Below are 23,888 nucleotides of genomic sequence, written 5' to 3'. Positions count from 1 at the left end.
TCTACACATACTTGAAGGAGGCCAACACATACCATGCGTTTTTATGGAAGATTTGAAGGTTATGATTCATCAAAGTTTAGACGCGATTTAATCGCTGGGCTTGTCGTGGGCGTTGTGGCAATTCCTTTAGGCATGGCTTTTGCCATTGCATCTGGTGTCGGACCAGAATACGGATTATACACAGTCATCGTTGCCGGCATTTTGATTTCATTGTTTGGTGGTTCAACGTATCAGATCGGCGGACCGACCGGGGCATTTGTTCCAATTTTATTCGGGATCGTCAGTCAGTACGGTATTGAAAACTTACTCATTGCTGGTTTTATGGCAGGCTGTATGCTTGTATTATTCGGAATATTCAAACTAGGGAAGCTCATGAAATTTATTCCTCGTCCGGTTATCATCGGCTTTACTGCCGGCATTGCTGTCATTATTTTTTCAGGACAGATTGCCAACTTCCTCGGATTAAAGGGTGTTGAAAAGCATGAAAGCTTTTTCCTCAATATGAGAGAAATCGTGGTCCATCTTGGTACCGCAAACAGTTTCGCCATTCTCACAGCGATTGTTGGGCTCATCGTGATTTTGGCGGCACAAAAATACATTCCCAAAATACCTGGCGCTCTATTAGGTCTACTTGTTTCAACATTTATAGCTGTTCTCTTTTTTCAAGGACAAGTTGAAACCATCGGCTCTGCATATGGCGAAATTCCTCGTCAGCTGCCAACTTTCGCTTTTCCTGAATTGACGATTGAAAAAATGATTTATCTGCTGCCGCCGGCTATTGTCATTGCGCTTTTGGGCGGCGTGGAGTCGATCTTGTCAGCTATGGTTGCTGATCATATGAAAGGCTCAAAGCATGACAGCAACAAGGAGCTTGTCGGGCAAGGAATTGCCAATATGGCAGCACCGCTTTTCGGAGGGATCCCAGCGACTGGAGCGATTGCTCGTACGGCAACAAACATTAAAAATGGTGGAGCAAGCCCCATTTCAGGAGTCGTGCATGGTGTCGTCGTCTTGCTCATCTTAATGTTGTTTGCACCATATGCATCGATGATTCCACTTGCTGCCATGGCACCGATTTTGATGTTTGTGGCGTGGAATATGAGTGAGAAAAAAGAGTTTATCAATATTGTCAAAGTCAAAAATGCGGATTCCCTTGTGCTTGTCGTGACCTTCCTGCTAACGGTCATCGGTGATTTGATTATTGGGGTAACCGCAGGTCTCATATTAGCGTTTATCGCCTTTATCAAAAAAATGAGCCAGACAACAAATATCCACACAAATGTCGCTGTTCCTCAAATCGAAACGGCGGTTGCCTTAGAAAGGGAGACCGATCAGAAAGAGATTAGTATGTATTCGATTGAAGGGCCACTCTTTTTTGGTACAACCGATTCATTGGAAAATTCGATTTTGGATCATGTTCAGACAAAGCCGAAAACACTCATTTTGCTTATGAACAAAGTGAATTATATGGATACCTCAGCAGAGGCGGTTCTGATGAACATTTCCAATCGTTTAAAGCATCACAATGGAAAATTGATGATTGTAGGGCTTCAATCACAGCCAAAAGAGCTTTTGCATCGTACCGGTCTTTTCCATCACATTGGAAAGCAGCATTTCTTTGAACGAACGGATGATATTTCACCACAGCAGCTATAAAAGGACAAAAAAAGCACGTGACATGTCGGTCACGTGCTTTTTACCTGCTCTTTTTCACTAGAAAACCGTTGTGTAAGTTTCTGTTGATGGGAAGAGAAGACCTCTTCTACTGTTACATCATAGAGATCAGCTAGAACAAGTAGATTTCCTAAGACATCTCCCATTTCTTCAATAAGGTCCTTTCTTAACGCGGCGCCCTCCTGTGTTTTCTCATCAGGTCGATCGCGTCCAATTTCGACCGCCCTGACTGCGCGAGCGAGTTCACCTGTTTCTTCCATCAGGAAACCTAACCTGATAAACGGCCCGTATTCTGTCCAATTTCTCATTTTGTAGAAATCTTTGATCCATTTTTCCATTTCAGTTGTTTGCATTCTCTTTATACAGCTCCTTATATGGTGTTCATCTTCTGATTTTACACTATATATAGATGGAGCGGCTGTTTCTTTACAATGAATTATAGTAGAATGAGTGGGTGAAGAAATCATAGAGAGAGATGGAGCTGTTTTGATGAAAACGATTTGTGTGTTTGCTGGTTCGAATCCAGGTGTGAATGACATCTACAAACAAAAAGCTGTCGAGCTAGGGGCTTATATGGCAGAGCAAGGAATCCGCCTTGTATACGGTGGCTCACGAATTGGCTTAATGGGAGCTATTGCGGATGAGGTATTGAAAAACGGCGGGCAAGTGATTGGAGTTATGCCAAAAGGGCTTTTTAGAGGAGAGGTTGTGCATCAAGAGCTAACCGAATTGATTGAAGTCAAAGGGATGCATGAACGTAAAGCGAAAATGAGCGAACTGGCCGATGGATTTATTGCCATGCCAGGTGGTTTTGGTACATATGAAGAATTATTTGAGGTGCTTTGCTGGGCGCAAATTGGCATTCACCAAAAGCCAATCGGATTGTATCAAGTGAATGACTATTTCAAACCGCTCCTCGACATGGTCACGTTCAGTGTACAGGAAGGTTTTTCAAATGAATCACATCTTCAATTGCTGCATGCCTCTGGAGAACCGGAAGAATTGATTGCACAGATGGCTTCCTATCAAACACCGTCTCTTCAGCAGAAATGGACGGAGCTATCTTAAAACAGATGCATAACAAAAAACCGTCTGTTCAAAGAGCAGACGGTTTGTTTTGTGATTATTTTTGTTCTTCTGAATTACGGGTCAAGACTTTGTCAATGAGTCCGTATTGAAGTGCTTCTTCCGCTGTTTTGAAGTTGTCACGATCTGTATCGCGCTCAATGACTTCAATTGGCTGACCAGTACGTTCAGCAAGTACTTGGTTCAGTTTATCGCGTAAAGAAAGGATTCGTTTTGCCGCAATTTCAATTTCTGTTGCTTGACCTTGCGCACCACCTAGTGGTTGGTGAATCATCACTTCACTATTTGGAAGGGCATAACGCTTACCTTTTTCACCAGCAGCAAGCAGGAACGCACCCATAGATGCAGCCATACCAATACAAATAGTTGATACCTTTGGTTTAATAAATTGCATCGTATCGTAAATGGCCATACCAGCTGTGATCGAACCGCCAGGGCTGTTAATGTAGATAGAGATATCTTTTTCTGGATCTTCGGCTTCTAAGAAGAGAAGCTGTGATACGATGGAGTTGGCAACATTGTCATCGATCGCAGAACCAAGCATGATAATACGGTCTTTTAAAAGACGAGAATAAATGTCGTAAGCTCTTTCCCCACGATTTGTTTGCTCAATGACTGTAGGTATTAAATTCATAATGTTCCTCCTTCACCTTTTAGGTAAGTATGTAATTCAATGATACATTTTTGGTCAATAAAGGTCAAACAAAATGCTGACCTAAAATCAAATACCCCTATCCATTTTCCCCAAAATCCTTTCACTTCAAACCATCATATGATTATATGTATGGGAATGAAGAAAATACATCGACAGGGCTGGCGATTAATCATTGCTTTCTTGCAGCATTTCCCTTATAATTTGATATGCTGACGTTTAAAAAACATATCGTGCGCTCGTAGCTCAGTTGGATAGAGCGGTGGTTTCCGGTACCACGTCTGCCGGGGGTTCGAATCCCTCCGAGCGCGTCTATAGTATCCGATAGGATTGGATTTATAATTTGTGAAAAAGCTGAAAACCCTTTGAATTAAAGGGTTTTTTTGTTTTTTATGAGTGGTATTGTGTGAGTAAATTGAGAGGAACTTCACTATTTATTAGAGAGTTCATTTTGTATCGAAAAGCACAGATTAAAATTGTTAAAAAGACAAATTTTCTTTATGATAGCAATCAAGTAAACTTAATCTATTATTGGAGTATAAAGTCAGTGCATCAATATTCTCAAAGCTTGTTCAACGAAAAGGGCAGAATTCCTTAATAAGGAGGCACTAATGAATTGTGAAAGTGTTTTACATCAAATTGAAGTAGCTGTTAAAACATTAATAAAAATAGTAAGTCAATTAGAAGAAGCTGATTTACAAAAAAGACCAACACCTCATAAGCAGTCTATCGGAGAGTTGTTGGAACACATTGCGATCATTTGTGAAGCTGACTGGCGTATTTCTAATGAGGCGACCCAAGAAGAGATGGAAATATTTTATGCTAATGTATCATATAAAACTATAAAATCGATAGAAAATGGTTTAATGACTAATTTCCATTCATTAAAAAATAATTATATGAAATTATCGGACACAGAACTACTGTCTCGTACCACTTCCTATTGGGGTGTGACATATACAAGGTATGAATGGTTGTTAGAGATATTAGCACATGTTTATCACCATAGGGGACAATTACATGCTATGCTTGTTCACTGTTACAATCAAGACCCCAAAATTTTAATGTTTGAATGATGTTCTTCGACTAAAGGGTGTTTTTCGTATGAAGCGTCGAATCCTGATATCACAGGCAGCGGTGTATGGAAGAAGAATAAAGCAGTGAAACAAGGACATGTTTTATCCTATTCAAACAATGAATTTATCTATGCTGATCCGATCTCAATTGAAAAACAGTCTGCTGCGTTTAAACAAATGCTGCTCAAAAATTAATAGAAAAAAGACAAAGCACTTAAACAGGAGGCTTTGTCTTTTTTTCTGCTATCCTCTTAAAATACTAGCCATAAGACTCATTTCTGCCCTTTTCAGGCGTATTTGTTGAGCCTGATCACTGTATAAGATTAACATGGAAGAGAATTGACAATAAGGAGAGGATTCTTGTGGCGAAGGTTTTAATGATTACGTTCCCAGCTGAAGGACATGTGAACCCAATGTTAGGAATGATCAGTGCATTTGTTGATCGAGGTGATGAAGTGCATGTGGTCACAACTGAACATTATCAAAAGCGGATCAAACGCTTAGGCGCTCACATACATATACATCCAGATTATATTCGGACATTAAGTGTGGAAGAAGACGATTTGGAATCCATGCAGCCATTTTTTCATGCCATGCTACAAACGTCATTAGACATTTTAGAAGTGGTGGAAACTCTTTCTCAACAGCATTCATTTGATTTGGTCTATTTTGATATGTTTGGAGCAGGTGAGCTTGTGCGGGATTACTTACAGATTCCAGGCATCGGTTCGAATCCTTCTTTTGTGCTGCAAGAGGCACATTTTGATACACCTCTATACAGAAAAGATGAGAAGGCGGCTCATCTGTTAGAAGAAATACATGAACGTTTTGGCGTTCAGCCAACACATTTGATGCAATTCATGAAAAACCGCGGAGAACTGAATATGGTGTATACAAGTGAATATTTTCAGCCGTCTGTTGATGCATTGGATGATTCGTTTGTTTTCATTGGACCCAGCTTTCTAAAACGTGCTGACCAGCACGATTTCCCATTAGAAGCGCTTGAGCGGGAGAAGGTCGTCTTTATTTCAATGGGGACGGTTCTAGGAGATACTGAAGCATTCTTTAATATGTGTATTGATGCTTTTGCTGACTTTGATGGAAAAGTGATCCTCGCAACTGGTGAAAAAATCGACATGTCTCTCCTAAAAGAAGCACCATCTCATTTTATCATTGAGCCTTATGTGCCGCAGCTTGAAGTCCTTGAACTGACAGATGTATTTGTGACTCACGGGGGAATGAACAGTGTCAATGAAGGCATTCATTATCATGTTCCGATGGTTGTCATTCCGGTTGACAAAGATCAGCCGATGGTGGCAAAAAGACTGACGGATCTCTCTGCTGCTCGTGCACTCGATAAAGACCAACTGACATCAAAACAGCTGAGAGATACTGTAGAGAGTGTACTGGGAAGTGACACGTACCGTGTTGGGATTGAAAAGATTGAAGAAAGTTTCCAAACAGCAGGTGGAACAGAAAAAGCATTACGTGTCATTGATCAGTTTATGCAAGCGAAACAGACTCAATCATGAGTCTGTTTCAGCGTGTAGACAAACCCTTTCATTCTTTGTCAGTCCTGCGTGCCGGTGCTCACGAATGTCAAATTCGCTCCGCGCCAGTACTCGTCCTTCCTAGGGCTGCAAAGGTTTTCTATCACGCTGAAAAGAAGACAAAGGGCTAAAAAAGTACATTTTAGTCCTTTGTCAACAATCTGACAGACTCAATCATGAGTCTGTTTTTTCGGTGAAAAAAGACATTGTATTTCCCAGATCTGTATGCTAATATTCAATTCGTAATCATTTCGATTGATAATCGTAATGATTACGATAAAATGAACATTTGGGGGAAGTACATATGAATCATCAACCTGTTTACATAAAGAAAAAGGACGAGAAAAAGCAGTCCTTTGTGACATATACCTTGATGCTGTTTTCAGTCATGGCTTGTTTTCTATTGGCATCTTGTTCTGAAAATAAGACCTCTTCCAGTTTAAGTGGAAGAGAAGATGATGAACTGGTGTATGCAAGTACAAAAGATATAAGAGACATTAATCCCCATCTATATGGCGGGGAGATGGCCGCTCAAAATATGGTGTTTGAATCGCTTGTTGTGAATACGGAAAAAGGCATTCAACCTGCCCTGGCCCAAAGCTGGGATATTTCTAAAGATGGAAAAACCTACACATTTCATCTTCGAGAAAACGTGACTTTTTCAGATGGTGAGCCATTTAATGCGAAGGCTGTCAAAATGAATATGGATGCAGTTGTCAAAAATATTGAAAAAAATGCTTGGCTCAATCTCGTGTCAGAAATTAAATCCACAAAGGCTGTAGATGAACATACATTTGTTCTCACATTGAAGGAGCCCTATTATCCAACATTAGAAGAACTTGGTTTAACACGTCCATTCCGTTTTATTTCTCCCAAAAGCTTTATTGATGGCACCACATCAAAAGGTGTCAAAGGTTATGCAGGTACAGGCCCTTATGTGTTAAAGGAACATAAGAAAAATCAATATGCCATTTTTGAAGTGAACAATCGTTATTGGGGAAAGAAGCCAAAGATTTCAACGGTGAAATGGAAGGTCATGCCGGATCACCAAACGATTTTACTCGCTCTGCAAAAAGGGGAGATCGACCTCTTATTTGGAGCAGATGGTGACATGATCGACGGAGATTCATTTCAGGCTTTAAAAGAAGCTGGTCAATATGGGGTAACCGTGAGTCCTCCTGTTGGATCAAGATCTATTGTGATCAACTCCAATCAACCAATAACACAAGATCCAAAAGTAAGAGAAGCATTTCAATATGCCATTCAAAAAGAGATGATTACAGAAGGAATTTTAAATGGAACTGAACAGGTGGCACATACACTGCTCGCCCCATCAGTCCCTTACGCAGATATTCCGCTTAAAAAGAAAACCTATCAAAAAAAGAAAGCAGAGGCATTATTAGATGAGGCAGGCTGGAAGCTAAAAGAAGACGGCTATCGCTATCAAAAAGACAAGCCGCTCAGCGTGACCATTTATTATAATTCGGATAATGCAGGTGAAAGAACGATTAGTGAATCGATTCAGCAGGACTTCAAGCAGGTTGGAATCAAGCTGGATATTAGAGGAGAAGAAAAACAGGCATTTTTAGATCGTCAAAAAACAGGAAAGTTTGATCTTATGTACTCTCTATCTTGGGGACTTCCTTATGACCCTCAAACATACGTCTCTTCATTCCGTGTTGCATCCCATGCTGATTATCAAGCTCAGTTAGGATTGAAAAAGAAAAAGTGGCTGGATGAGACCATTACGAAAGTATTGGTGGAGCCGGATGAGCAAAAGAGGACACAAATGTACCGAGATATTTTGACGTATATTCATGATGAAAATGTGTATATCCCTATTTCCTATTCTGTGACAAAGGCCGTTTATAATAAGCGCCTCAAAGGTGTAGATTTTCATGTATCTCAGTATGAAATTCCCTTTGATCGAATGTATTTTTCGTCATAAATCGGAGGCTGAGACATGACACGCTATATCATAAAACGATTATTGCTTCTTTTTCCGCTCATTGTATTCATTACGTTTTTTGCTTTTGTGCTACTTGCGATGCGTGCGAGTGATCCAGCAGAGGTCGCTCTACGTGTGAACCAAGTAACCCCAACAGAAGAGATGATTGAATCTATGCGTCAAGAGCTAGGCTTAGATCAACCGTTTTTCATACGCTATGTCACATGGCTTAAAGACGGATTAACAGGTGATTTTGGCAGTAGTTATGTCACACATGAGCCTATACTTGACCTGATGATGGAGGCACTTCCTGCGACTTTACAGCTTGCAGGGATGTCCCTTTTGTTTATTATTGTGCTGAGTTTGTTATTCGGAATGGTGTGTGCATATGCGGCACATACATGGTTGGATCGAATCGTGAGAGCATTTGTGTTTATTGCAGCTTCCATGCCTAGTTTTTGGTTGGGCATTTTGTTTATTTGGCTTTTTTCAGTCAAATTTAACTGGGTCAACACGAGTGGAATGGAAGGATTTAAATCGATTCTTTTGCCAGCGATGACTTTATCACTTGGTTACTTATCGACCTATGTGAGACTCATTCGAAATCAAATCCTAAAGTTTCAGCACGAGCCCTTTGTTTTTTATGCAAGAGCTCGTGGTTTAAAGGAACGAACCATTCAATTGAAGGTGATGAGACATGCCCTTCAACTAGCAGTAACAGCACTCGGTATGTCAGTACCAAAGCTCATTGCAGGAACCGTCATTATTGAAAATCTCTTTGCTTGGCCAGGGGTTGGCCGTTTGTGTGTAACAGCTATTTTTCACGCCGATTTCCCTATGATTCAAGCCTATTTGTTTGTGATGGGATGCCTGTTCGTTGTGTGCAACCTCGTTGCTGATGTCATACAAATGATCATGAACCCGCAGTTAAGAAAGGAGGTCTAAAAAATTTGATCGTATGGAATCAATTAAGAAAAGATCGAATGGCTATTCTGTCTATCTGGCTTTTGGTACTTGTCACATTAGCTGGGCTGTTTGCACCGTTTCTAGCGCCGCATGACCCAACTGACACGAACATTCTTCAAAAATATGCTGGTGTGAGTCTAACATATCCCCTCGGAACCGATCAGCTGGGGAGATGCGTATTGTCCCGGCTCTTATATGGTATTCGGACAACGATGCTTGCTGCCGTGCTGACTATGTGTATCACGATGCTCATTGGCACGATACTTGGACTCGTAGCTGGCTTTTTTAGAGGGAAAGTTGATGGAGTGTTGATGAGAATATGTGATGTCATGCTGTCATTTCCAGCAGAGGTGATGATTTTGGCTGTTGTAGGCATTATGGGACCTGGGCTTTTCAATATTATTTTGGCCAATGTCCTTGCAAAGTGGGCTTGGTATACAAGGATGATTCGTTCGTCAGTCCTGCAATATACGAATGAACCATCTGTTCAGTTTGCGAAAGTATCTGGGGGTTCACCTTTTTATATCCTTCGAAAACATCTATTTCCTCGCATCTCAGGAGAGATTGCTGTCTTTGCTACACTTGACGCAGGCTGGGTCATTTTAAATATTTCTGCTCTGTCTTTTCTTGGATTAGGTGTGAGTGCACCTACACCAGAATGGGGCATGATGCTCAACGAGGCGAAGAATGTCATGGTGACGCACCCGGCTCACATGCTCCCGCCTGGACTTGCGATCTTATTTGTGGTCATGGCACTGAATTTTTTAGGAGACAGTCTTCAGCAGGTCATGAACCCTGCCATGCACCTTACCAACAAAAAAGGGGGGAGACGGTTTGCCTTTCATCGAGATAAAAAATCTGTCCGTACATGATCCGATTCAACAAAAGGATTTAGTGGCAAATATCACGTTTACATTACATAGACAACGTTGTTTAGGCGTTATTGGAGAAAGTGGAAGCGGAAAATCAACCGTTGCAAAAGCATTAATTGATCTCATCCCTCCTTCGCTAGAGATGATTGGGACCATTTTGTTTGACGGTGAAAAATTGACAAGTCAGGCTGCACAGCGTTGGAGAGGAAAGCGAATTGGCTTCATTTCACAAGATGTCATGAATGCGTTCAATCCAATTGAAACAATTGGTCATCAAATACTTGAAACGTTCCAGCGGCATTTGGGCTTACGTGGCAAAGAAGGAACAGCACATGCGATCACTGGGCTAGAACGTGTCCATTTAAACAATCCGCATATGTTAATGAAAAAATATCCTCATGAGCTGTCGGGAGGGATGCTTCAACGTGTCATGATTGCCATTACGATCATGCTTTCTCCTGACGTGATCATTGCCGATGAGCCTACAGCATCATTAGATGCATATAACCGGCGTGAAGTCATCACGCAATTACAGACGCTGAAAGAAGAAACCGGAGCTGCCTTGATCATCATTTCGCATGATTTAGGCGTCGTTCAGGCAATCGCTGATGAATTGTTGGTGATGCACCAAGGGAAGATGCTTGAGCATCGTCATGCAAAAGAGATATTTACATCACCTGAGCATCCTCAAACGAGGCATTTACTAGAAACGAGGCTTCGCTTATCGGCCCCCCTTGAAGCACTGAGGCAGAAGAGAGTGAGGGCATTCCCATGCTGATCACAGCAAATCAACTACTTAAACATGGAGAAGATAAAGGGCGCTTTTTTCATAAAGAGGAATCCATAGCACGCATAGCTCAGGTTTCATTTCATATTGGAGAGGGTGAATGTGTCGGGTTAGTCGGTGAGAGCGGCAGTGGTAAAAGTACAATAGCACGTACGCTGCTTGGTTTAGAAACATTAGACGGCGGAGAGATAAAGATAGATAGATGGCCAGCTCATACATGGCGTAAGATGAACCGGGGGAAAATGAGTGTTGTTTTTCAGGATTATTTATCTTCTGTCCATCCTTCCTTTACAGTGAAAGAGATCATAGCAGAACCCATGCAAATAATAAAGCGAAACATGGATGTGAACCAAAAAGTGTTGTCCCTGCTCAAGCAAGTAAGACTTCCATCGTCTTTGCTAAATCAATATGCTCACCAACTAAGCGGCGGTCAGCTCCAGCGTGTATGCATAGCAAGGGCCATATCGACGAATCCAGCCATTCTCATCTTAGATGAGGTCCTTAGCTCACTTGACGTTTCTGTCCAAGTTCAAATATTGGAGCTTCTTGAAACATTAAAGCAAGAGTTAGATATGACCATTCTCATGATTACCCATGATCTAGAGGCAGCCGTTTTTTTATGTGATCGACTTCTATTTTTACATGAGGGAAGACTTGTGGAAGAATGTAAAAGTGACCAGCTGTTAGAATCGACTCATCCATTTACGCTCAAGCTAATAGACTCACTCATGCCTTTTCAGCTTGACAAAAAATAACCAATCTTTTATCGTATACGTAACAAACGACGGAAGGGTGACCCAATGCAATGAAGTACTAATCCTATGACCTGTAAGCAAAATGAAAGAACGAAGGCAGTGAGCAAACGATATGTGTTGCTATGTTTGCTGCGTTTTCATTTTTTAGCTTCGGAATAGGATGGTACAGCTTGGGAATCAAAGATTGAAGTGATGGATACGGGGGATATGTGTGCTCATTTGATGAACCGCATGTCATTCTGTATCGATACGCTTATTTTTGTACACCATTTTGCCTCCTATTCTGAGAATGGGAGGCTTTTTCATGTCTCCTGATACGAAAGGAGAGGGTTGGATGTTACTGAGAGCCCACCAATTAAAAGTATTTAGAAAGGATCGCTTGTTATTTGATATAGAGGAGCTGGCCATTCATCAAGGGGACCGAATCGGCCTTGTGGGAACGAATGGCAGTGGGAAAACGACATTGCTCCATGTACTGGCGGGTAGGGAAAAACCAGACAGCGGCACATTTGCACACACTACAACTTGTACGCTGCTTCCTCAACTAAAGACAGGAGATGGCAGACAAAGTGGCGGAGAGATGACTCAAGCTTATATTGAGAGAGCTTTAAGCCGGCCTTCTGCCCTTTTATTAGCCGATGAACCCACGACTCACTTAGATACGGAGCATATTGAGTGGCTAGAAGAAAAGCTTCGTTATCATCAAGGTGCTCTGATTGTCGTCTCGCATGACCGTGCTTTTTTAGATGCGTTATGTACAGACATTTGGGAATTGGAGGATGGGAAACTCAAACCATACAAAGGCAACTACAGCGATTTTGCCCGGCAAAAAGAACTCGAACATCGTCAGCAAGTGGAGGCGTACGAGGCGTATACCCAGAAGAAAAAACAGTTAGAACATGCACTGCAAAAGAAAATGAAAAAAGCCGACAAAGCGACAAAGCCATCTCCAAAGCTGAAATCCTCGGGGCCTAAAATTGCAAAGCCTTACTATGCAAACAAGCAAAAAAAGCTTCAAAAAACAGCCAAATCTATTGAAACAAGAATGGAGAAATTAGAAAAGGTGGAGAAGGTAAAGGAAGCCCAGCCTCTTCAAATGACGCAGCATACCATGAAGGAAGTGGCAAGCCGCACCATTTTTCGTGTGGAACATGTAGATGGTATGGCAGGAGATAAAATCCTTTGGAAAAAGGCGAATGTAGAAGTGAGAGGCGGAGACAAAGTTGCGATCATTGGGAAGAATGGGAGCGGTAAAACGACATTTCTCCGAATGCTTGTAAACGGACATCCCGGGATTTTTCGTTCAGAAGCCGTGAAGATCGGTTATTTCAGCCAAGATCTTTCAGGACTGAATCTAGATGAATCGATCTTACAAAATGCACTGGAACAGGCGATTCAAGATGAGACTGTCGTTCGCACCGTTTTAGCGAGACTTGGGTTTCGGGGAGACGATGTGTACAAGCTGATGAACGTATTAAGCGGCGGGGAACGGGTGAAGACGATGCTTGCCAAGCTGCTCGTCAGTGATGCCAATGTTCTGATGCTTGATGAACCGACGAACTTTTTAGATCTTGCGGCAGTAGAAGCGCTTGAAGGACTTTTAAAAGATTACCCGGGCACAGTCGTGTTTGTCTCTCACGACAGGCGGCTCATTGAGCAGGTGGCTACTCGTATTCTTCATGTGCACGAGGGAACCATTGAACAATTTGATGGCACCTATGAAGAATATAAACAACAGGAAGAAAAACCAGTTGTTACAAAGAAAGAAGAAGAGCTCCTGCTGATTGATATGCAGCTATCTGAAGTGCTCAGCCGTTTAAGCATCGAGCCTTCTCGGGAGCTTGAAGAGACGTTTCAAGCATTATTGAAAAGAAAGAAGTCGTTAGAGTCATAAAAAAAGCCCCTGTGTTTACTGCACAGGGGTCTGTTCGTTTCGTTCTTTTTTCAATTGTTCAAGTTCGCTGACTGTGACAAGCTGGTAGCCTTGTTTGGTCAGCTCATGTATGATCTTCACTGCCGCTCGTGCAGAGCTATCATAAATATCGTGCATGAGTACAGTTTTGCCATCTGCTGCATGTGAGAGAACATGGTTTGTGATCTGCTGGCTGTTGCGAATTTTCCAGTCCTCAGGATCGACATCCCACAATGAAACGTTCATGCCAACCGCTTGATTGATGTCGGGATTTGTTCCTCCATATGGCGGTCTAAAGTGCGTAGGAGTATAACCGCTGGCCTTTTTAATCAGCTTCTGCGTGTCTTTTACTTGTTTGACCGCTTCTTTTAGAGGGAGTCTCGTTAATAAAGGATGGTTATATGAATGGTTTCCGATCTCATTTCCGCCCTTTAAAATGTCGGCAAGCATCCCAGGATAATACTGAACCCTGCTGCCTAATACGAAAAAGGTGGCGTGTCCTTTATTTTCCTTCAGCGCTGCTAAAATGGTTGAAGTTGTAGCTGGGTTTGGACCATCATCAAATGTGAGTGCGATGGCTTTTTTATTCGGATCAAGCTTTGGCTTTTGCGGCAGTTTGACGGCTTTTCTTTTTGGATTCGGTTCTTTGATTTCATTCTGATTTTTGGTCTTATTCATATATTCCGGCTTCAAGATATCTTTTAGCAGCGTCTTTTTGATCGCCAGCGTTTGCGGACCTAAATCCTTTGCGGCTACTTGAGAAGCTGGGAAATAGAACTCTATATATTTCTCTTTTAAGGCGAATTGACTGAAGTTTTGATCGGTAGGGGCTGTTCCTTTTTGAAGGAGTGATAGATCCTTAGACAAGGTTTTATCTTTTTTAAGCTCCGTGTATGTAATATAGGATAATTTTTTCAAATAGTCCTTTTTTGGTTGAAATAAATCTTTTGTGTCAAGAAAGTCTTTTTTCTGAAAATCGAAATTGATTGTGACGTGATGAGTGGTTCCATTTTGCTGACCTGTATATGTGTAGGTCGTAAAATAAATGGCCGCAGATTGTTTTGCATAGTGCACCATGTCATAGTCAATATTCAGTTCAAACCGTTTGTTTTCATCAATGTCCTTTGCTTCACTAAATGTCTTTTTGAAATGCTCTAATGCTGAATTCGCATAGCTTTGAATCTTGTCATCTAGCTTTTTTTGATGAAAAAGTGGATAGTTCACCGCATATCTCATAAACTTCCCGTCATTTACAAGGGTGACAATTTCAACATTTTTATAATTCGTATCCTGCTTCACATTTTTCTTCTCTGTACCGCTTGCTTGCTGATTTTGAAAGAATGCAACTGCTCCAATGACGATGGCAAGCGCAAATAGGATGATACTCCATTTTCCCTTTACTGACACAACTTTCAATTCTCCTCTCATGACGGGTCATTCTTTATTCCTTTGACATCTGTTTGTAATATTTTTATAACAATTGACTTACTTTTGTAATTTTAGGGGATTTTCATGCGGAATGTCAACTAGTTTCCTATTAAATTACCGTAAAAAAAGATAGGTTTTTCAGAATGAGAAAAGCAGAATGGGAGAATTCGCTGCTTTGCTGTCCATTCGTACCTTCAATAATTAAAAAAATGAGCCGTACATTGATTTTTCAGAGGGTGACGGCTATAATTTTGATGATTATGATTCTCATTTTCAAACTGACTTTTAATGAAGAAAAGGATGACACCGATTTTGCCGGATAAGCGAACATCTCAACAAAAACGATCATCACCTATTTTGTTCTTTTTATTGTTTTTTCTCGCTGTCATTGGTTTAGTGGCGGCTATGTTTTTGGCTGTTTCATACGGTGCAAAGTCATTGTCTTTGCAAACGGTCTGGACAGCTGTGTTTGACTATCAGTCTCATGTGACAGAGCAGCAGATCATTCATGAATTAAGGCTTCCTCGTGTGCTAGGAGCTGCACTTGTTGGAGCGGCCTTTGCTGTGGCAGGTGCGCTTATGCAAGGCATTACAAGAAATCCGCTGGCAGATGCCGGGATATTAGGCATTAACGGCGGTGCGATGTTTGTGGTCGCTCTTTGTTTTGCTTTTTTTCCAGGAATGCCTTATTCCGCATTGATGTTTTTTTCTTTTTTTGGTGCTGTTCTCAGTACACTGCTGATCTTTGCCATTGGGGCGGCTGGCGGCATGCTGACCCCGCTTCGGCTCACTGTAGCTGGAGCTGTTGTTGCAGCTTTGCTGCATGCGCTAAGCTCGGGTATCGCCATTTACTTTGATCTCAGTCAGGATCTGGCTTTTTGGTATGCAGGGGGTGTGGCAGGTGTCAAATGGCCGCAGCTGATGATCCTTGCACCAGTCATTCTCATTGTCATCGTTTGGGCGATGTTATTAGGACGATCCCTCTCATTATTATCACTTGGTGAAGATGTAGCTGCGAATTTAGGGGTGAAAACCCGGCAAGTGCGAATACTAGGTATGGCAGCTGCGGTTCTGCTGGCAGGCGTGTCTGTATCGGCGGTTGGGTCTATTGGGTTTGTCGGGCTTGTCATTCCGCATATTGCACGAAAGCTGGTCGGGGTCAATTATCGCTTCGTCATTCCGATGTCAGCGATTTTAGGCGCAATGCTTCTCGTTTTCGCTGATCTTGCCAGCCGAACAGTAAATCCGCCAAGAGAGCTTGCCATCGGCGTCATGGTGGCACTTGTTGGTGTTCCTTTCTTCTTATATATTGCCAGAAAAGAAGGGAGGAACCTGTCATGAAAGAGAAACGGCGTGCTCTTGTCGTGACAGCTGTTTTGCTCTGTCTGAGTGCGGCTGTCGTGCTGTATAGTTTAAATACCGGCACGCTGAAACTCAGCCCTCTCGTTGTCATCAAAACGTTATTTGGCTTTGGAGATTTCCAAAGTGAGACGGTGCTGTTTGATTATCGTCTGCCTCGAATCGTCGTGACGATACTAGCTGGAATAGGTCTAGGCATCGCAGGTGGCATTTTGCAGAGTTTATCCCGCAATCCACTGGCTGATCCTGGAATTATTGGTCTGAATGCAGGAGCCGCATTCGGCTTAATCATCTTTGTGACGTATTTTCACGTACTAGAAGGAAATCCATCTTTACTCATTCCGCTCTTTACATTCGGTGGAGGTCTACTTGCTGCGTCAGTCATCGTTCTTCTTGCGTATGACAGGCATGAAGGGCTTGTTCCTATCCGGCTGATCCTTGTTGGAATTGCCGTAGCTGCGGGGTTTAGTGCATTGACTTTATATTTGTCATTGAAACTGGATGAAGATACATACACCTTCGCTTCAAGGTGGCTTGTGGGAAATGTATGGGGGAGAGACTGGATTCATGTGCTTGCGCTCCTGCCTTGGATCGTATGTCTTGTCCCGCTTACGCTCATGCAGTCCAGCACACTCAATGCGTTAACATTAGGTGATGCCGTCGCCTCAAGTGTCGGAGTACGTGTAGAGCGCAAACGACTTTTTCTGCTCACCTTAGCTGTTGGTCTAGCGAGTGCAAGTGTATCGATGACAGGCGGTATTGGTTTTATTGGCCTTGTTGCACCTCATTTGGCGAGGCGTCTTGTCGGCTCACTGCACCAATATTTTTTACCAGTGAGCGCCTTGCTTGGATTGTTGATTTTGGTCAGTGCTGATACAATCGGACGTTCCATATTTGCCCCAAATGCCATCCCAGCGGGTGTGGTTGTGGCTTTTATCGGAGCACCTTATTTTCTCTATTTACTAACAAAAACAAAATAAGAAAGAGGAACTCATCATGAAAAAAGTACTTGTGTTTGGTTTAACGCTCTGTTTCTTGATTCTTGCCGCTTGTGGTCAACAGGAAACAAAGAAGACAACAAATCAAGATGAAAACGGAACACCTAAGATTGCATCCTTGTCGATTCATTTAACAAATGACTTATTAGCACTCGGTATAAAACCTGCTGGCTCTGTTGTAGGGGGAGACTTAAAAGATTTCCTTCCACATGCGAAAAAGCAGCTTAGCCAAACAAAAAAGCTGGGCATCGCAGCAGATCCTGATATGGAGTCATTGCTTGCTTTAAAACCAGATGTCATTTACATCGATGAAGAACTGGCTGGACAAGACTTATCAAAATACAAGAAAATCGCCAAAACCGAAGTGTTTAATTTAAATGATGGTACATGGCGTGATCATTTGAAAAAAATCGGCAAACTCGTCAATAAAGAAAAAGAAGCTGATCAATATATTAAGGACTACAATCAAGAAGCAAAAGAAGTCAAATCACTCATCCAGAAAAAGATTGGAAATGGAAAAGTGATGGCGATTCGTGTAACAGCAAAAGAGCTTCGAGTATTTAGTATGAAACGTCCGATGGGGCCAATTTTATACGATGATTTAGGACTGACACCTGTAGATGGTGTGAAAAAACTGGACAGCAAACGTCCATTTGAAGTCATTTCTCAAGAAGTGCTTCCTGACTTTGATGCAGATGCTATTTTTGTCGTCGTGAACCGTGATGATAAGGCGAAGCAGGCATTCAAACAGTTAGAGCAGACGCCGATTTGGAAAGGCCTAAAAGCCGTGAAGAAAAACCAAGTGTATCCGATTGCCGATCAGCCATGGCTAGATTATTCAGCTCTAGGCAACAAAATGGCAATGGATGAAGCAAAAAAGATGTTCTCTAAATAATCAGCACATAAATCAAGGCATCATTCCGCATTTAGGAATGATGTCTCTTTTTTTGATTCATCCTTCTATTCATTCGCTTTTTGCATACATATGAGAGGGAACGAGCCGTACCGTCAGTATGAAGGGAAAGGGGAGGGATGACAGTTGAAGGTTCAAAAAATTAGTGCAGGCACTATTGCGAGGCTTGTGCTGCTTTTATTGGCACTTGTGAACAGCGCTCTCACTGCTGCAGGAAAAAGCCCAATTCCAATTGATGAAGAAGGTGTGCAGCAATTCATTACGTTAGCCTTTCTTGGCATCACATCACTATGGGCCTATTGGAAGAACAATGATATTACGAAAAAAGCACGAACCAAAAAAGAAGAATAACAGAAAACAGAGCCTTTTCATGCAAAAAGGCTCTCAGCGTGTAGACAAACCCTCGCATTCGGTGTCAGTCCTGCGCGCAGGTACTCACGAATGTCAAATTCGCTCCGCGAAAGTAGCTGTCCTTCCTAGACTGCTATCACGCTGAAAAGAAGACAAAGGGCTAAAATAAAGTTCATTTTTAGCCTTTTGTCCATAAACTGAACAGAGCCTTTTCATATAAAAAGGCTCTCATTCATCGAAGCGACAAGCGCTTCTCCCCGCAAATTGGTTTTATCTCAGTGGCTTACGCTCGGTGTTCTCCCATATTGGTAAGAAACGCTTTCACTTCCTCGATGGTTAAGCCAATGGCCTTTGCTTCACTCATGAGACGCTTCCATTCTGACATATTTGAGTCGGTCAGCTTTCTCTGATTGACATGCAACGTCTTTCCTTCCTGCTCTTTTCTGTAGGTTTGGAGCAGCTGATACAGCTCTTCTTTAGGCATGCCGGATTGGACGGCATGAACGATATGATCCCGCCACTCCTGTTCACCGCCCTCAGCGTAATGAAACATCATCGTTTCTGCATCAAACAGCTCTTGTAAATCAATTTCTAGTGATGAGGATACCTTTTTTAAAAACTGGACAGACGGATTTTGGTGGACACCACGCTCAATTTTACTTAAATACGATTTAGAGACATGAGCATCTTCAGCCAGCTGCTGGATTGAGTATCCTTTCCTCTTTCGGTAAATGCGTATCACCTTTCCTATCATTCGATATATGATCTCCCTTCTCCCCGGCGAATCGTACTGCGACCTTTTCGTTCATTATAAGAAATAAATTGTTCTTTATAAAATTCAGAAACGTAAGAAACAGGAAGTAAATAAAAGAAAACGAACGATTTCGTTCTTTAAAAAGAACTACAAGACCTATTATGACATTTTTCTTTGCGGGTATTATCTTTTATAATCCAATCATTAACAAAAAGAAACCATATATAACCTTTTTATGATGAAATCGGGAGGTATCTATGAATGAGAATATAGGTTTTAAGCAGCTGTTTTCTGTCATAAAAGAGAAAATGGCCCTTCTGATCCTGATTGTCCTGATCGTAACGGGCATTTCAGCCTACTATCAGTTCTATGTCTCGACTCCTGTATATCAGGCAACCACTCAAATTCTTGTTCATAAACGAAGCAGTGATGCACAAGCGAATTTAAACGATATTCAGATGAACCTTCAATATACACGTACCTTTCAAGTCCTATTAAAAAGTCCAATCGTCATTGAAAAAGTAAAAGAAACACTCAATCTTACAGAATCGGCAGAAGGATTAAAACACAAAATTGCCACAAGTACAGAAAATGAGTCAGAGGTCATAAATATTTCTGTACAAGATGAGGACCGCGCGAAGGCAGTAGCCATTGCGAATACAGCCACAGAGGTGCTGCAAGAAGAAATCAAAAAAACCATGAATATGGATCGCATTAATGTTTTGTCTGAAGCCAAGCTGTCCAACACGATCCTGATGAACTCACGTAAATTCGTTCACATCGTTCTGGCACTAGGCGCCTCTGCATTAGGGGGAATGACACTCATTTTCTTAATGAATTTACTCGATGATACGGTGAAACGAACACATCAAATAAGAGAAGAGATCGGATTGCCGTCGCTCGGCAGTGTCTATCAGATGCATGCAGACAGGAGGGCAAAAAAAGACAAGCAGTCCGTCATAACGGGAGGACAGAACATTGATTTTTAAGAGGAAAAAACGAGAAAAAAGAGATTTATCCTGTATTTCTGTATTAAATCCTCACTCTGTCATTGCGGAACAATTCCGAACGATCCGAACGAACATCGAATTCACATCTATTCAAACGAGGCTGAAATCGATATTGGTCACATCCTCCTTGCCGAAGGAAGGAAAATCATTCACGGCTGCAAACTTGGCAGCTGTTTTTGCACAGCAGAAAAAACGGGTCTTGCTCGTGGATGCTGATTTACGTAAACCAGCCATTCATGAATATTTTGATCTCAGTCCGCACACCGGGTTGACCAATGTGTTATTAAATAATTGCAGTTTGGAGGAAGCCATTTTACCTACACCGATTGAGTATTTAGAGCTGCTTCCAAGTGGGACCATTCCGCCGAATCCAGCTGAGCTGCTTTCCTCCTCTGTGATGAAGCAGCTATTTTACGAGATTGAACAGCAGTATGACATGGTGATTGTGGATTCCACACCGCTTCTGCCTGTAGCCGATGCCAAAATATTAGCGAATCGGACGGATGGAAGCATTCTTGTGGTTTTAAGCGGTAAAACGAAGATTGCCGCTGTGAAGAAATCAAAAGAAGTATTAGAGGGTACGACAGGGAAACTGCTTGGAGCGATGCTAAATGGCAAGAAAGTGAAAAAGGGAAGGCACTATATGTATTAAAGAGATTGATAGGTGATGTCTCCTAATCTTTAACAACGGAGGCACTCGATCCTGCTGTGGGCATGACATATGCCTTAGATGCTCGTCATCGGTAGTGGGATGTGAGGACGGGTTTGATGCCCATTTTATGTAAGAATAGTGATGCTTTAAAAAGGGGGAGGAGCGTTGACTTACGCCCAAAGATTATCAATCATCGTGGCACTAGATTCATATCTCATTTTAGTTGCCGTCTTTTTTGGCTTTCAATTTGTCCAAGAGGCAGCGTTAACCGTATATACATTTGAAATGCTCGTCATTTCTTCGCTCAGTCTACTGATCGGGCACCATTTGTTTTCGTATATTTTTCACGTGTACAAGCAAGTATGGGCCTATACAGGGGTTAGAGAGCTATTTTCTTTAATGAAGACCTTCGCGTGTTCATTTTTATTTTCCATGACGATGCTGTACATTTTTGTGCAGACATGGCCATTTCGCTTTTTATTTATTGTCTGGCTTTTTCATGTGTTATTCATCGGTGCATCTCGTATGGCATCCAGGCTGTTTCATGATGGTGCGAAGCGTTATCAAGTTGAAAAGGAGCGGGCACTAATCATTGGTGCTGGATCAGCCGGGACCATTATCGTTCGGCAGCTTCAGCAGTCAATTGATGTACATATTGAGCCGGTCGCTTTCATTGATGATGACAAAACAAAGCATAAGCTTGAAATTATGGGGCTGCCTGTTCTTGGGGGAAAAGAACATATTCAAACGGCTGTTGTGATGATGGATATTCAAAAAATCATTATCGCCATTCCATCCAAAAGCAGTCACACATTAAAAGGACTGTATAAGGAATGTGTAGCGACTGGAATCAAAACACAGATTATGCCGGAAATGGAACAGATTTTAAAAGGAACCCATGCACTGAATCAATTGCGGGATGTACAGCCAGAGGATTTGCTTGGAAGAGAGCCGATTCAATTAGATACAAGCCGTCTCTCCGTTCACCTAAAAGGAAAAACGATTATGGTGACAGGAGCTGGAGGGTCTATCGGGTCAGAAATCTGTCGTCAAATTTGTGTATTTGCCCCTCGGGCGATCGTGCTTGTGGGACATGGGGAATTTAGCATTCATTCTATTTTACTAGAGCTGAAAGAATTGTATGGAGATAGCATTAGCCTATATCCACAAATTGCGGATATTCAAGATAAACAAAAAATGAGTGAAATCGTTGGTCATTTTCAGCCGGATATGATTTATCATGCCGCCGCGCATAAACATGTCCCGCTCATGGAAATTAGCCCGAAAGAAGCGGTGAAAAACAATATTATCGGGACAAAAAATGTGGCAGAAGCTGCACATGAGCACGGAGTTGAAACATTTGTCCTCATCTCATCTGACAAAGCGGTCAACCCTGCCAATGTGATGGGAGCCACAAAGCGGTTTGCTGAAATGGTGATTATGCAAATGGGGGCAAGCAGTGAAACGAAATTTGTCGCCGTCCGGTTTGGGAATGTACTCGGAAGCAGGGGGAGCGTCATTCCGATCTTTAAAAAACAAATTGAAAAAGGCGGGCCAGTGACCGTCACGCACCCAGCCATGACAAGATATTTTATGACGATACCAGAAGCATCAAGGCTTGTTATTCAAGCTGGTGCACTAGCAGAAGGAAGGCAGATTTTTGTTTTAGATATGGGGGAGCCAGTCAAAATTGTCGACCTCGCAGAAAACCTCATTCATCTCTCAGGCTACACCACAGACCAGGTTCCAATCACATTTACGGGTATTCGTCCCGGAGAGAAAATGTACGAGGAGTTACTCAACCAGCATGAAAAAGCACAGGAACAAATTTTCCCGAAAATCCATATCGGCCATGCCTTGGATGGTGATCCGTATGTGCTGAACCGCTTTATTCACGAATTTAACATGATGAGTGACGATCAATTAAGACAGGCCTTGTTTGCCGCCATTGAGTCGCATGATGTATTGTCTGAAACGATGCAACGAGAGGAGGAGCCACTTGCTAATGAAGAAAAAAGTCTTGTTTTGCGCAACGGTTGATTATCATTTTAAGGCGTTCCATCTCCCGTATTTCAGGTGGTTTCAGGAACAAGGATGGGAAGTGCATACAGCGGCAAATGGCCAGCTGGAACTGCCGCATGTGGATCAAGCGCATTCCATTCCGATTCAGCGTTCCCCTTTTCATCTGCACAACCGGCTTGCTTATGTGGAGCTGAAAAAACTGTTAGAAAAAGAGCATTATCAGTTCATCCATTGTCACACACCGATGGGGAGTGTCATTGGCAGGCTAGCGGCCAAAACAACACGCAAAAAAGGGACGAAAGTTCTTTACACAGCGCATGGGTTTCACTTTTGGAAGGGGGCACCGCTTCAAAACTGGCTGCTTTATTACCCAGTTGAGAGATGGCTCGTTCAATATACAGATGCGCTCATCACCATTAATGGAGAAGACTATGAAAGAGCAGATCGTCTGTCAAAAGAGAAGGCGGCTGTGCACTATGTTCCCGGTATGGGTGTTGATATGCAGCGATTTGCACCAGTTGATGACGCAGAAAAAGACCGCCTTCGCAAAGCATATGGTTTTACCACACAAGATTTTATCGTGCTGTGTGCTGGTGAATTGAATGACAATAAAAATCAAGGAATGCTCATCAAAGCTTGCGCGCGGCTGTATCGGAATATACCACAAGTAAAGATTGTATTTGCTGGAGAAGGGACAAGTCGTTCGTTCTACGATAAACTGGTCTGTCAGCTGAATCTTGAGGAACATGTACAGTTTGCCGGATTTTGCAAACACATCGAAGATTGGATGCATATGAGCGATGTATGTGTATCAACCAGCTTGAGAGAAGGACTTGGGATGAATCTTCTTGAAGCGATGTCTGCTGAAAAGCCGGTGATTGCAACAGAAAATAGAGGGCATTGTGAGCTCGTCAAACATGGAGTGAACGGCTTTTTAGTCAAACCGCATGATGTGAATGGTTTAGCCGTTTATTTACAGCAGCTCTATCATAAAAAGGACCAGCTTCACCTGATGGGGAAAGCGGGACGTTCTATGGCTCACGCATTTGCACAGGAGCAGACGGTGAGTGCAATGGAGGAAATTTACACAACGTATATGGATCAAACAGAGAAGGTGATGTGA

22 protein-coding genes and 1 tRNA gene are annotated in these 23,888 nt (G+C 42.3%); 19 read left to right on the top strand and 4 right to left on the bottom strand.

Annotated features, from left to right (window positions below; genetic code table 11):
- Positions 1 to 33 precede the first annotated feature (33 nt).
- The gene (locus tag NST57_RS17110; RefSeq protein ID WP_341298935.1) at positions 34 to 1,656 is read left to right on the top strand and encodes a SulP family inorganic anion transporter; all 1,623 of its coding nucleotides are present in this window, start codon (positions 34 to 36) and stop codon (positions 1,654 to 1,656) included.
- 29 nt (positions 1,657 to 1,685) lie between these two features.
- On the opposite strand, the gene NST57_RS17105 is transcribed toward NST57_RS17110, so the two are convergent.
- Positions 1,686 to 2,027, bottom strand: coding sequence for a MazG nucleotide pyrophosphohydrolase domain-containing protein (locus tag NST57_RS17105; protein WP_142156061.1), 342 nt, complete (start codon positions 2,025 to 2,027; stop codon positions 1,686 to 1,688).
- A gap of 136 nt (positions 2,028 to 2,163) precedes the next feature.
- Between NST57_RS17105 and NST57_RS17100 the strand changes: the two genes are divergently transcribed.
- Positions 2,164 to 2,742 (top strand): LOG family protein, encoded by a 579-nt coding sequence (locus NST57_RS17100; protein ID WP_341298934.1) that lies wholly within the window; start codon positions 2,164 to 2,166, stop codon positions 2,740 to 2,742.
- A 55-nt stretch (positions 2,743 to 2,797) separates the two neighbouring features.
- Here NST57_RS17100 and clpP read toward each other — a convergent pair whose 3' ends face one another.
- Positions 2,798 to 3,394, bottom strand: a complete 597-nt coding sequence (gene clpP / locus NST57_RS17095; RefSeq protein WP_024719872.1) for an ATP-dependent Clp endopeptidase proteolytic subunit ClpP — start codon at positions 3,392 to 3,394, stop codon at positions 2,798 to 2,800.
- Between the two features lie 253 nt (positions 3,395 to 3,647).
- Between clpP and NST57_RS17090 the strand changes: the two genes are divergently transcribed.
- The 9 genes from NST57_RS17090 to abc-f all read left to right on the top strand — a co-directional run bounded on the left by NST57_RS17090 (position 3,648) and on the right by abc-f (position 13,260).
- Positions 3,648 to 3,723: transfer RNA gene (locus NST57_RS17090), tRNA-Arg, on the top strand.
- A 300-nt stretch (positions 3,724 to 4,023) separates the two neighbouring features.
- Positions 4,024 to 4,488: a DinB family protein gene (locus NST57_RS17085; protein ID WP_341298933.1), complete on the top strand. Its 465-nt coding sequence runs from the start codon at positions 4,024 to 4,026 to the stop codon at positions 4,486 to 4,488.
- A 362-nt stretch (positions 4,489 to 4,850) separates the two neighbouring features.
- Entirely contained in the window at positions 4,851 to 6,020 is a 1,170-nt protein-coding gene (locus NST57_RS17080) for a macrolide family glycosyltransferase (RefSeq protein WP_142156058.1), read from the top strand.
- Between the two features lie 322 nt (positions 6,021 to 6,342).
- Positions 6,343 to 7,986, top strand: a complete 1,644-nt coding sequence (gene nikA, locus NST57_RS17075) for a nickel ABC transporter substrate-binding protein (RefSeq protein ID WP_142156057.1) — start codon at positions 6,343 to 6,345, stop codon at positions 7,984 to 7,986.
- Positions 7,987 to 8,001: 15 nt separating this feature from the next.
- The gene (gene opp1B / locus NST57_RS17070; RefSeq protein WP_142156056.1) at positions 8,002 to 8,931 is read left to right on the top strand and encodes a nickel/cobalt ABC transporter permease; all 930 of its coding nucleotides are present in this window, start codon (positions 8,002 to 8,004) and stop codon (positions 8,929 to 8,931) included.
- Positions 8,932 to 8,936: 5 nt separating this feature from the next.
- Positions 8,937 to 9,824 carry a nickel/cobalt ABC transporter permease gene (gene opp1C, locus NST57_RS17065; protein WP_341298932.1) on the top strand — a complete coding sequence of 296 codons (888 nt, stop codon included), beginning with the start codon at positions 8,937 to 8,939 and terminating at the stop codon, positions 9,822 to 9,824.
- A complete protein-coding gene (locus NST57_RS17060) occupies positions 9,787 to 10,602 on the top strand; it encodes an ABC transporter ATP-binding protein (RefSeq protein ID WP_341298931.1) in 816 nt (271 codons plus the stop codon). The genes opp1C and NST57_RS17060 overlap by 38 nt, the downstream gene beginning before the upstream one ends.
- Entirely contained in the window at positions 10,596 to 11,366 is a 771-nt protein-coding gene (locus tag NST57_RS17055; protein WP_341298930.1) for an ABC transporter ATP-binding protein, read from the top strand. The genes NST57_RS17060 and NST57_RS17055 overlap by 7 nt, the downstream gene beginning before the upstream one ends.
- Positions 11,367 to 11,700: 334 nt before the next feature.
- Positions 11,701 to 13,260, top strand: coding sequence for a ribosomal protection-like ABC-F family protein (gene abc-f / locus NST57_RS17050; protein ID WP_341298929.1), 1,560 nt, complete (start codon positions 11,701 to 11,703; stop codon positions 13,258 to 13,260).
- A 15-nt stretch (positions 13,261 to 13,275) separates the two neighbouring features.
- Here abc-f and NST57_RS17045 read toward each other — a convergent pair whose 3' ends face one another.
- Complete coding sequence (locus NST57_RS17045) at positions 13,276 to 14,685, bottom strand: polysaccharide deacetylase family protein (protein ID WP_048001963.1); 1,410 nt, start codon at positions 14,683 to 14,685, stop codon at positions 13,276 to 13,278.
- Positions 14,686 to 14,994: 309 nt separating this feature from the next.
- Between NST57_RS17045 and NST57_RS17040 the strand changes: the two genes are divergently transcribed.
- The 4 genes from NST57_RS17040 to NST57_RS17025 all read left to right on the top strand — a co-directional run bounded on the left by NST57_RS17040 (position 14,995) and on the right by NST57_RS17025 (position 18,327).
- On the top strand, positions 14,995 to 16,047 hold the full coding sequence (locus NST57_RS17040) for an iron ABC transporter permease (RefSeq protein WP_142156050.1): 1,053 nt from the start codon (positions 14,995 to 14,997) through the stop codon (positions 16,045 to 16,047).
- A complete protein-coding gene (locus NST57_RS17035; RefSeq protein WP_142156049.1) occupies positions 16,044 to 17,045 on the top strand; it encodes an iron chelate uptake ABC transporter family permease subunit in 1,002 nt (333 codons plus the stop codon). The genes NST57_RS17040 and NST57_RS17035 overlap by 4 nt, the downstream gene beginning before the upstream one ends.
- Positions 17,046 to 17,061: 16 nt before the next feature.
- Positions 17,062 to 17,958: an ABC transporter substrate-binding protein gene (locus NST57_RS17030; RefSeq protein ID WP_142156048.1), complete on the top strand. Its 897-nt coding sequence runs from the start codon at positions 17,062 to 17,064 to the stop codon at positions 17,956 to 17,958.
- Positions 17,959 to 18,102: 144 nt separating this feature from the next.
- Entirely contained in the window at positions 18,103 to 18,327 is a 225-nt protein-coding gene (locus NST57_RS17025) for a phage holin (protein ID WP_008347764.1), read from the top strand.
- A gap of 283 nt (positions 18,328 to 18,610) precedes the next feature.
- Here NST57_RS17025 and slrR read toward each other — a convergent pair whose 3' ends face one another.
- Entirely contained in the window at positions 18,611 to 19,081 is a 471-nt protein-coding gene (gene slrR / locus NST57_RS17020) for an HTH-type transcriptional regulator SlrR (RefSeq protein ID WP_142156047.1), read from the bottom strand.
- Positions 19,082 to 19,338: 257 nt separating this feature from the next.
- Here slrR and NST57_RS17015 point away from each other — a divergent pair, with 257 nt between their 5' ends.
- The 4 genes from NST57_RS17015 to NST57_RS17000 all read left to right on the top strand — a co-directional run bounded on the left by NST57_RS17015 (position 19,339) and on the right by NST57_RS17000 (position 23,888).
- Positions 19,339 to 20,070: a Wzz/FepE/Etk N-terminal domain-containing protein gene (locus NST57_RS17015; RefSeq protein WP_142156046.1), complete on the top strand. Its 732-nt coding sequence runs from the start codon at positions 19,339 to 19,341 to the stop codon at positions 20,068 to 20,070.
- The gene (locus NST57_RS17010; protein ID WP_142156045.1) at positions 20,060 to 20,743 is read left to right on the top strand and encodes a polysaccharide biosynthesis tyrosine autokinase; all 684 of its coding nucleotides are present in this window, start codon (positions 20,060 to 20,062) and stop codon (positions 20,741 to 20,743) included. The genes NST57_RS17015 and NST57_RS17010 overlap by 11 nt, the downstream gene beginning before the upstream one ends.
- A gap of 165 nt (positions 20,744 to 20,908) precedes the next feature.
- Entirely contained in the window at positions 20,909 to 22,783 is a 1,875-nt protein-coding gene (locus tag NST57_RS17005; RefSeq protein WP_341298928.1) for a polysaccharide biosynthesis protein, read from the top strand.
- Positions 22,749 to 23,888 carry a glycosyltransferase family 4 protein gene (locus tag NST57_RS17000; RefSeq protein WP_341298927.1) on the top strand — a complete coding sequence of 380 codons (1,140 nt, stop codon included), beginning with the start codon at positions 22,749 to 22,751 and terminating at the stop codon, positions 23,886 to 23,888. Before NST57_RS17005 ends, NST57_RS17000 begins: the two co-directional genes overlap by 35 nt.

This window comes from Bacillus sp. FSL M8-0077 (assembly GCF_038050255.1).
GTDB lineage: Bacteria > Bacillota > Bacilli > Bacillales > Bacillaceae > Bacillus > Bacillus altitudinis.
The sequence above is the reverse complement of the archived record's forward strand: the minus strand, read 5'-3'. Positions and strand labels throughout refer to the sequence as shown.

Coding starts and splice junctions, on each gene's coding strand:
- NST57_RS17110 (WP_341298935.1), top strand. CDS start 34: ATGCGTTTTTATGGAAGATTTGAAGGTTATGATTCATCAAAGTTTAGA.
- NST57_RS17105 (WP_142156061.1), bottom strand. CDS start 2,027: ATGCAAACAACTGAAATGGAAAAATGGATCAAAGATTTCTACAAAATG.
- NST57_RS17100 (WP_341298934.1), top strand. CDS start 2,164: ATGAAAACGATTTGTGTGTTTGCTGGTTCGAATCCAGGTGTGAATGAC.
- clpP (WP_024719872.1), bottom strand. CDS start 3,394: ATGAATTTAATACCTACAGTCATTGAGCAAACAAATCGTGGGGAAAGA.
- NST57_RS17085 (WP_341298933.1), top strand. CDS start 4,024: ATGAATTGTGAAAGTGTTTTACATCAAATTGAAGTAGCTGTTAAAACA.
- nikA (WP_142156057.1), top strand. CDS start 6,343: ATGAATCATCAACCTGTTTACATAAAGAAAAAGGACGAGAAAAAGCAG.
- opp1B (WP_142156056.1), top strand. CDS start 8,002: ATGACACGCTATATCATAAAACGATTATTGCTTCTTTTTCCGCTCATT.
- NST57_RS17055 (WP_341298930.1), top strand. CDS start 10,596: ATGCTGATCACAGCAAATCAACTACTTAAACATGGAGAAGATAAAGGG.
- abc-f (WP_341298929.1), top strand. CDS start 11,701: ATGTTACTGAGAGCCCACCAATTAAAAGTATTTAGAAAGGATCGCTTG.
- NST57_RS17040 (WP_142156050.1), top strand. CDS start 14,995: ATGAAGAAAAGGATGACACCGATTTTGCCGGATAAGCGAACATCTCAA.
- NST57_RS17035 (WP_142156049.1), top strand. CDS start 16,044: ATGAAAGAGAAACGGCGTGCTCTTGTCGTGACAGCTGTTTTGCTCTGT.
- NST57_RS17030 (WP_142156048.1), top strand. CDS start 17,062: ATGAAAAAAGTACTTGTGTTTGGTTTAACGCTCTGTTTCTTGATTCTT.
- slrR (WP_142156047.1), bottom strand. CDS start 19,081: ATGATAGGAAAGGTGATACGCATTTACCGAAAGAGGAAAGGATACTCA.
- NST57_RS17015 (WP_142156046.1), top strand. CDS start 19,339: ATGAATGAGAATATAGGTTTTAAGCAGCTGTTTTCTGTCATAAAAGAG.
- NST57_RS17000 (WP_341298927.1), top strand. CDS start 22,749: ATGAAGAAAAAAGTCTTGTTTTGCGCAACGGTTGATTATCATTTTAAG.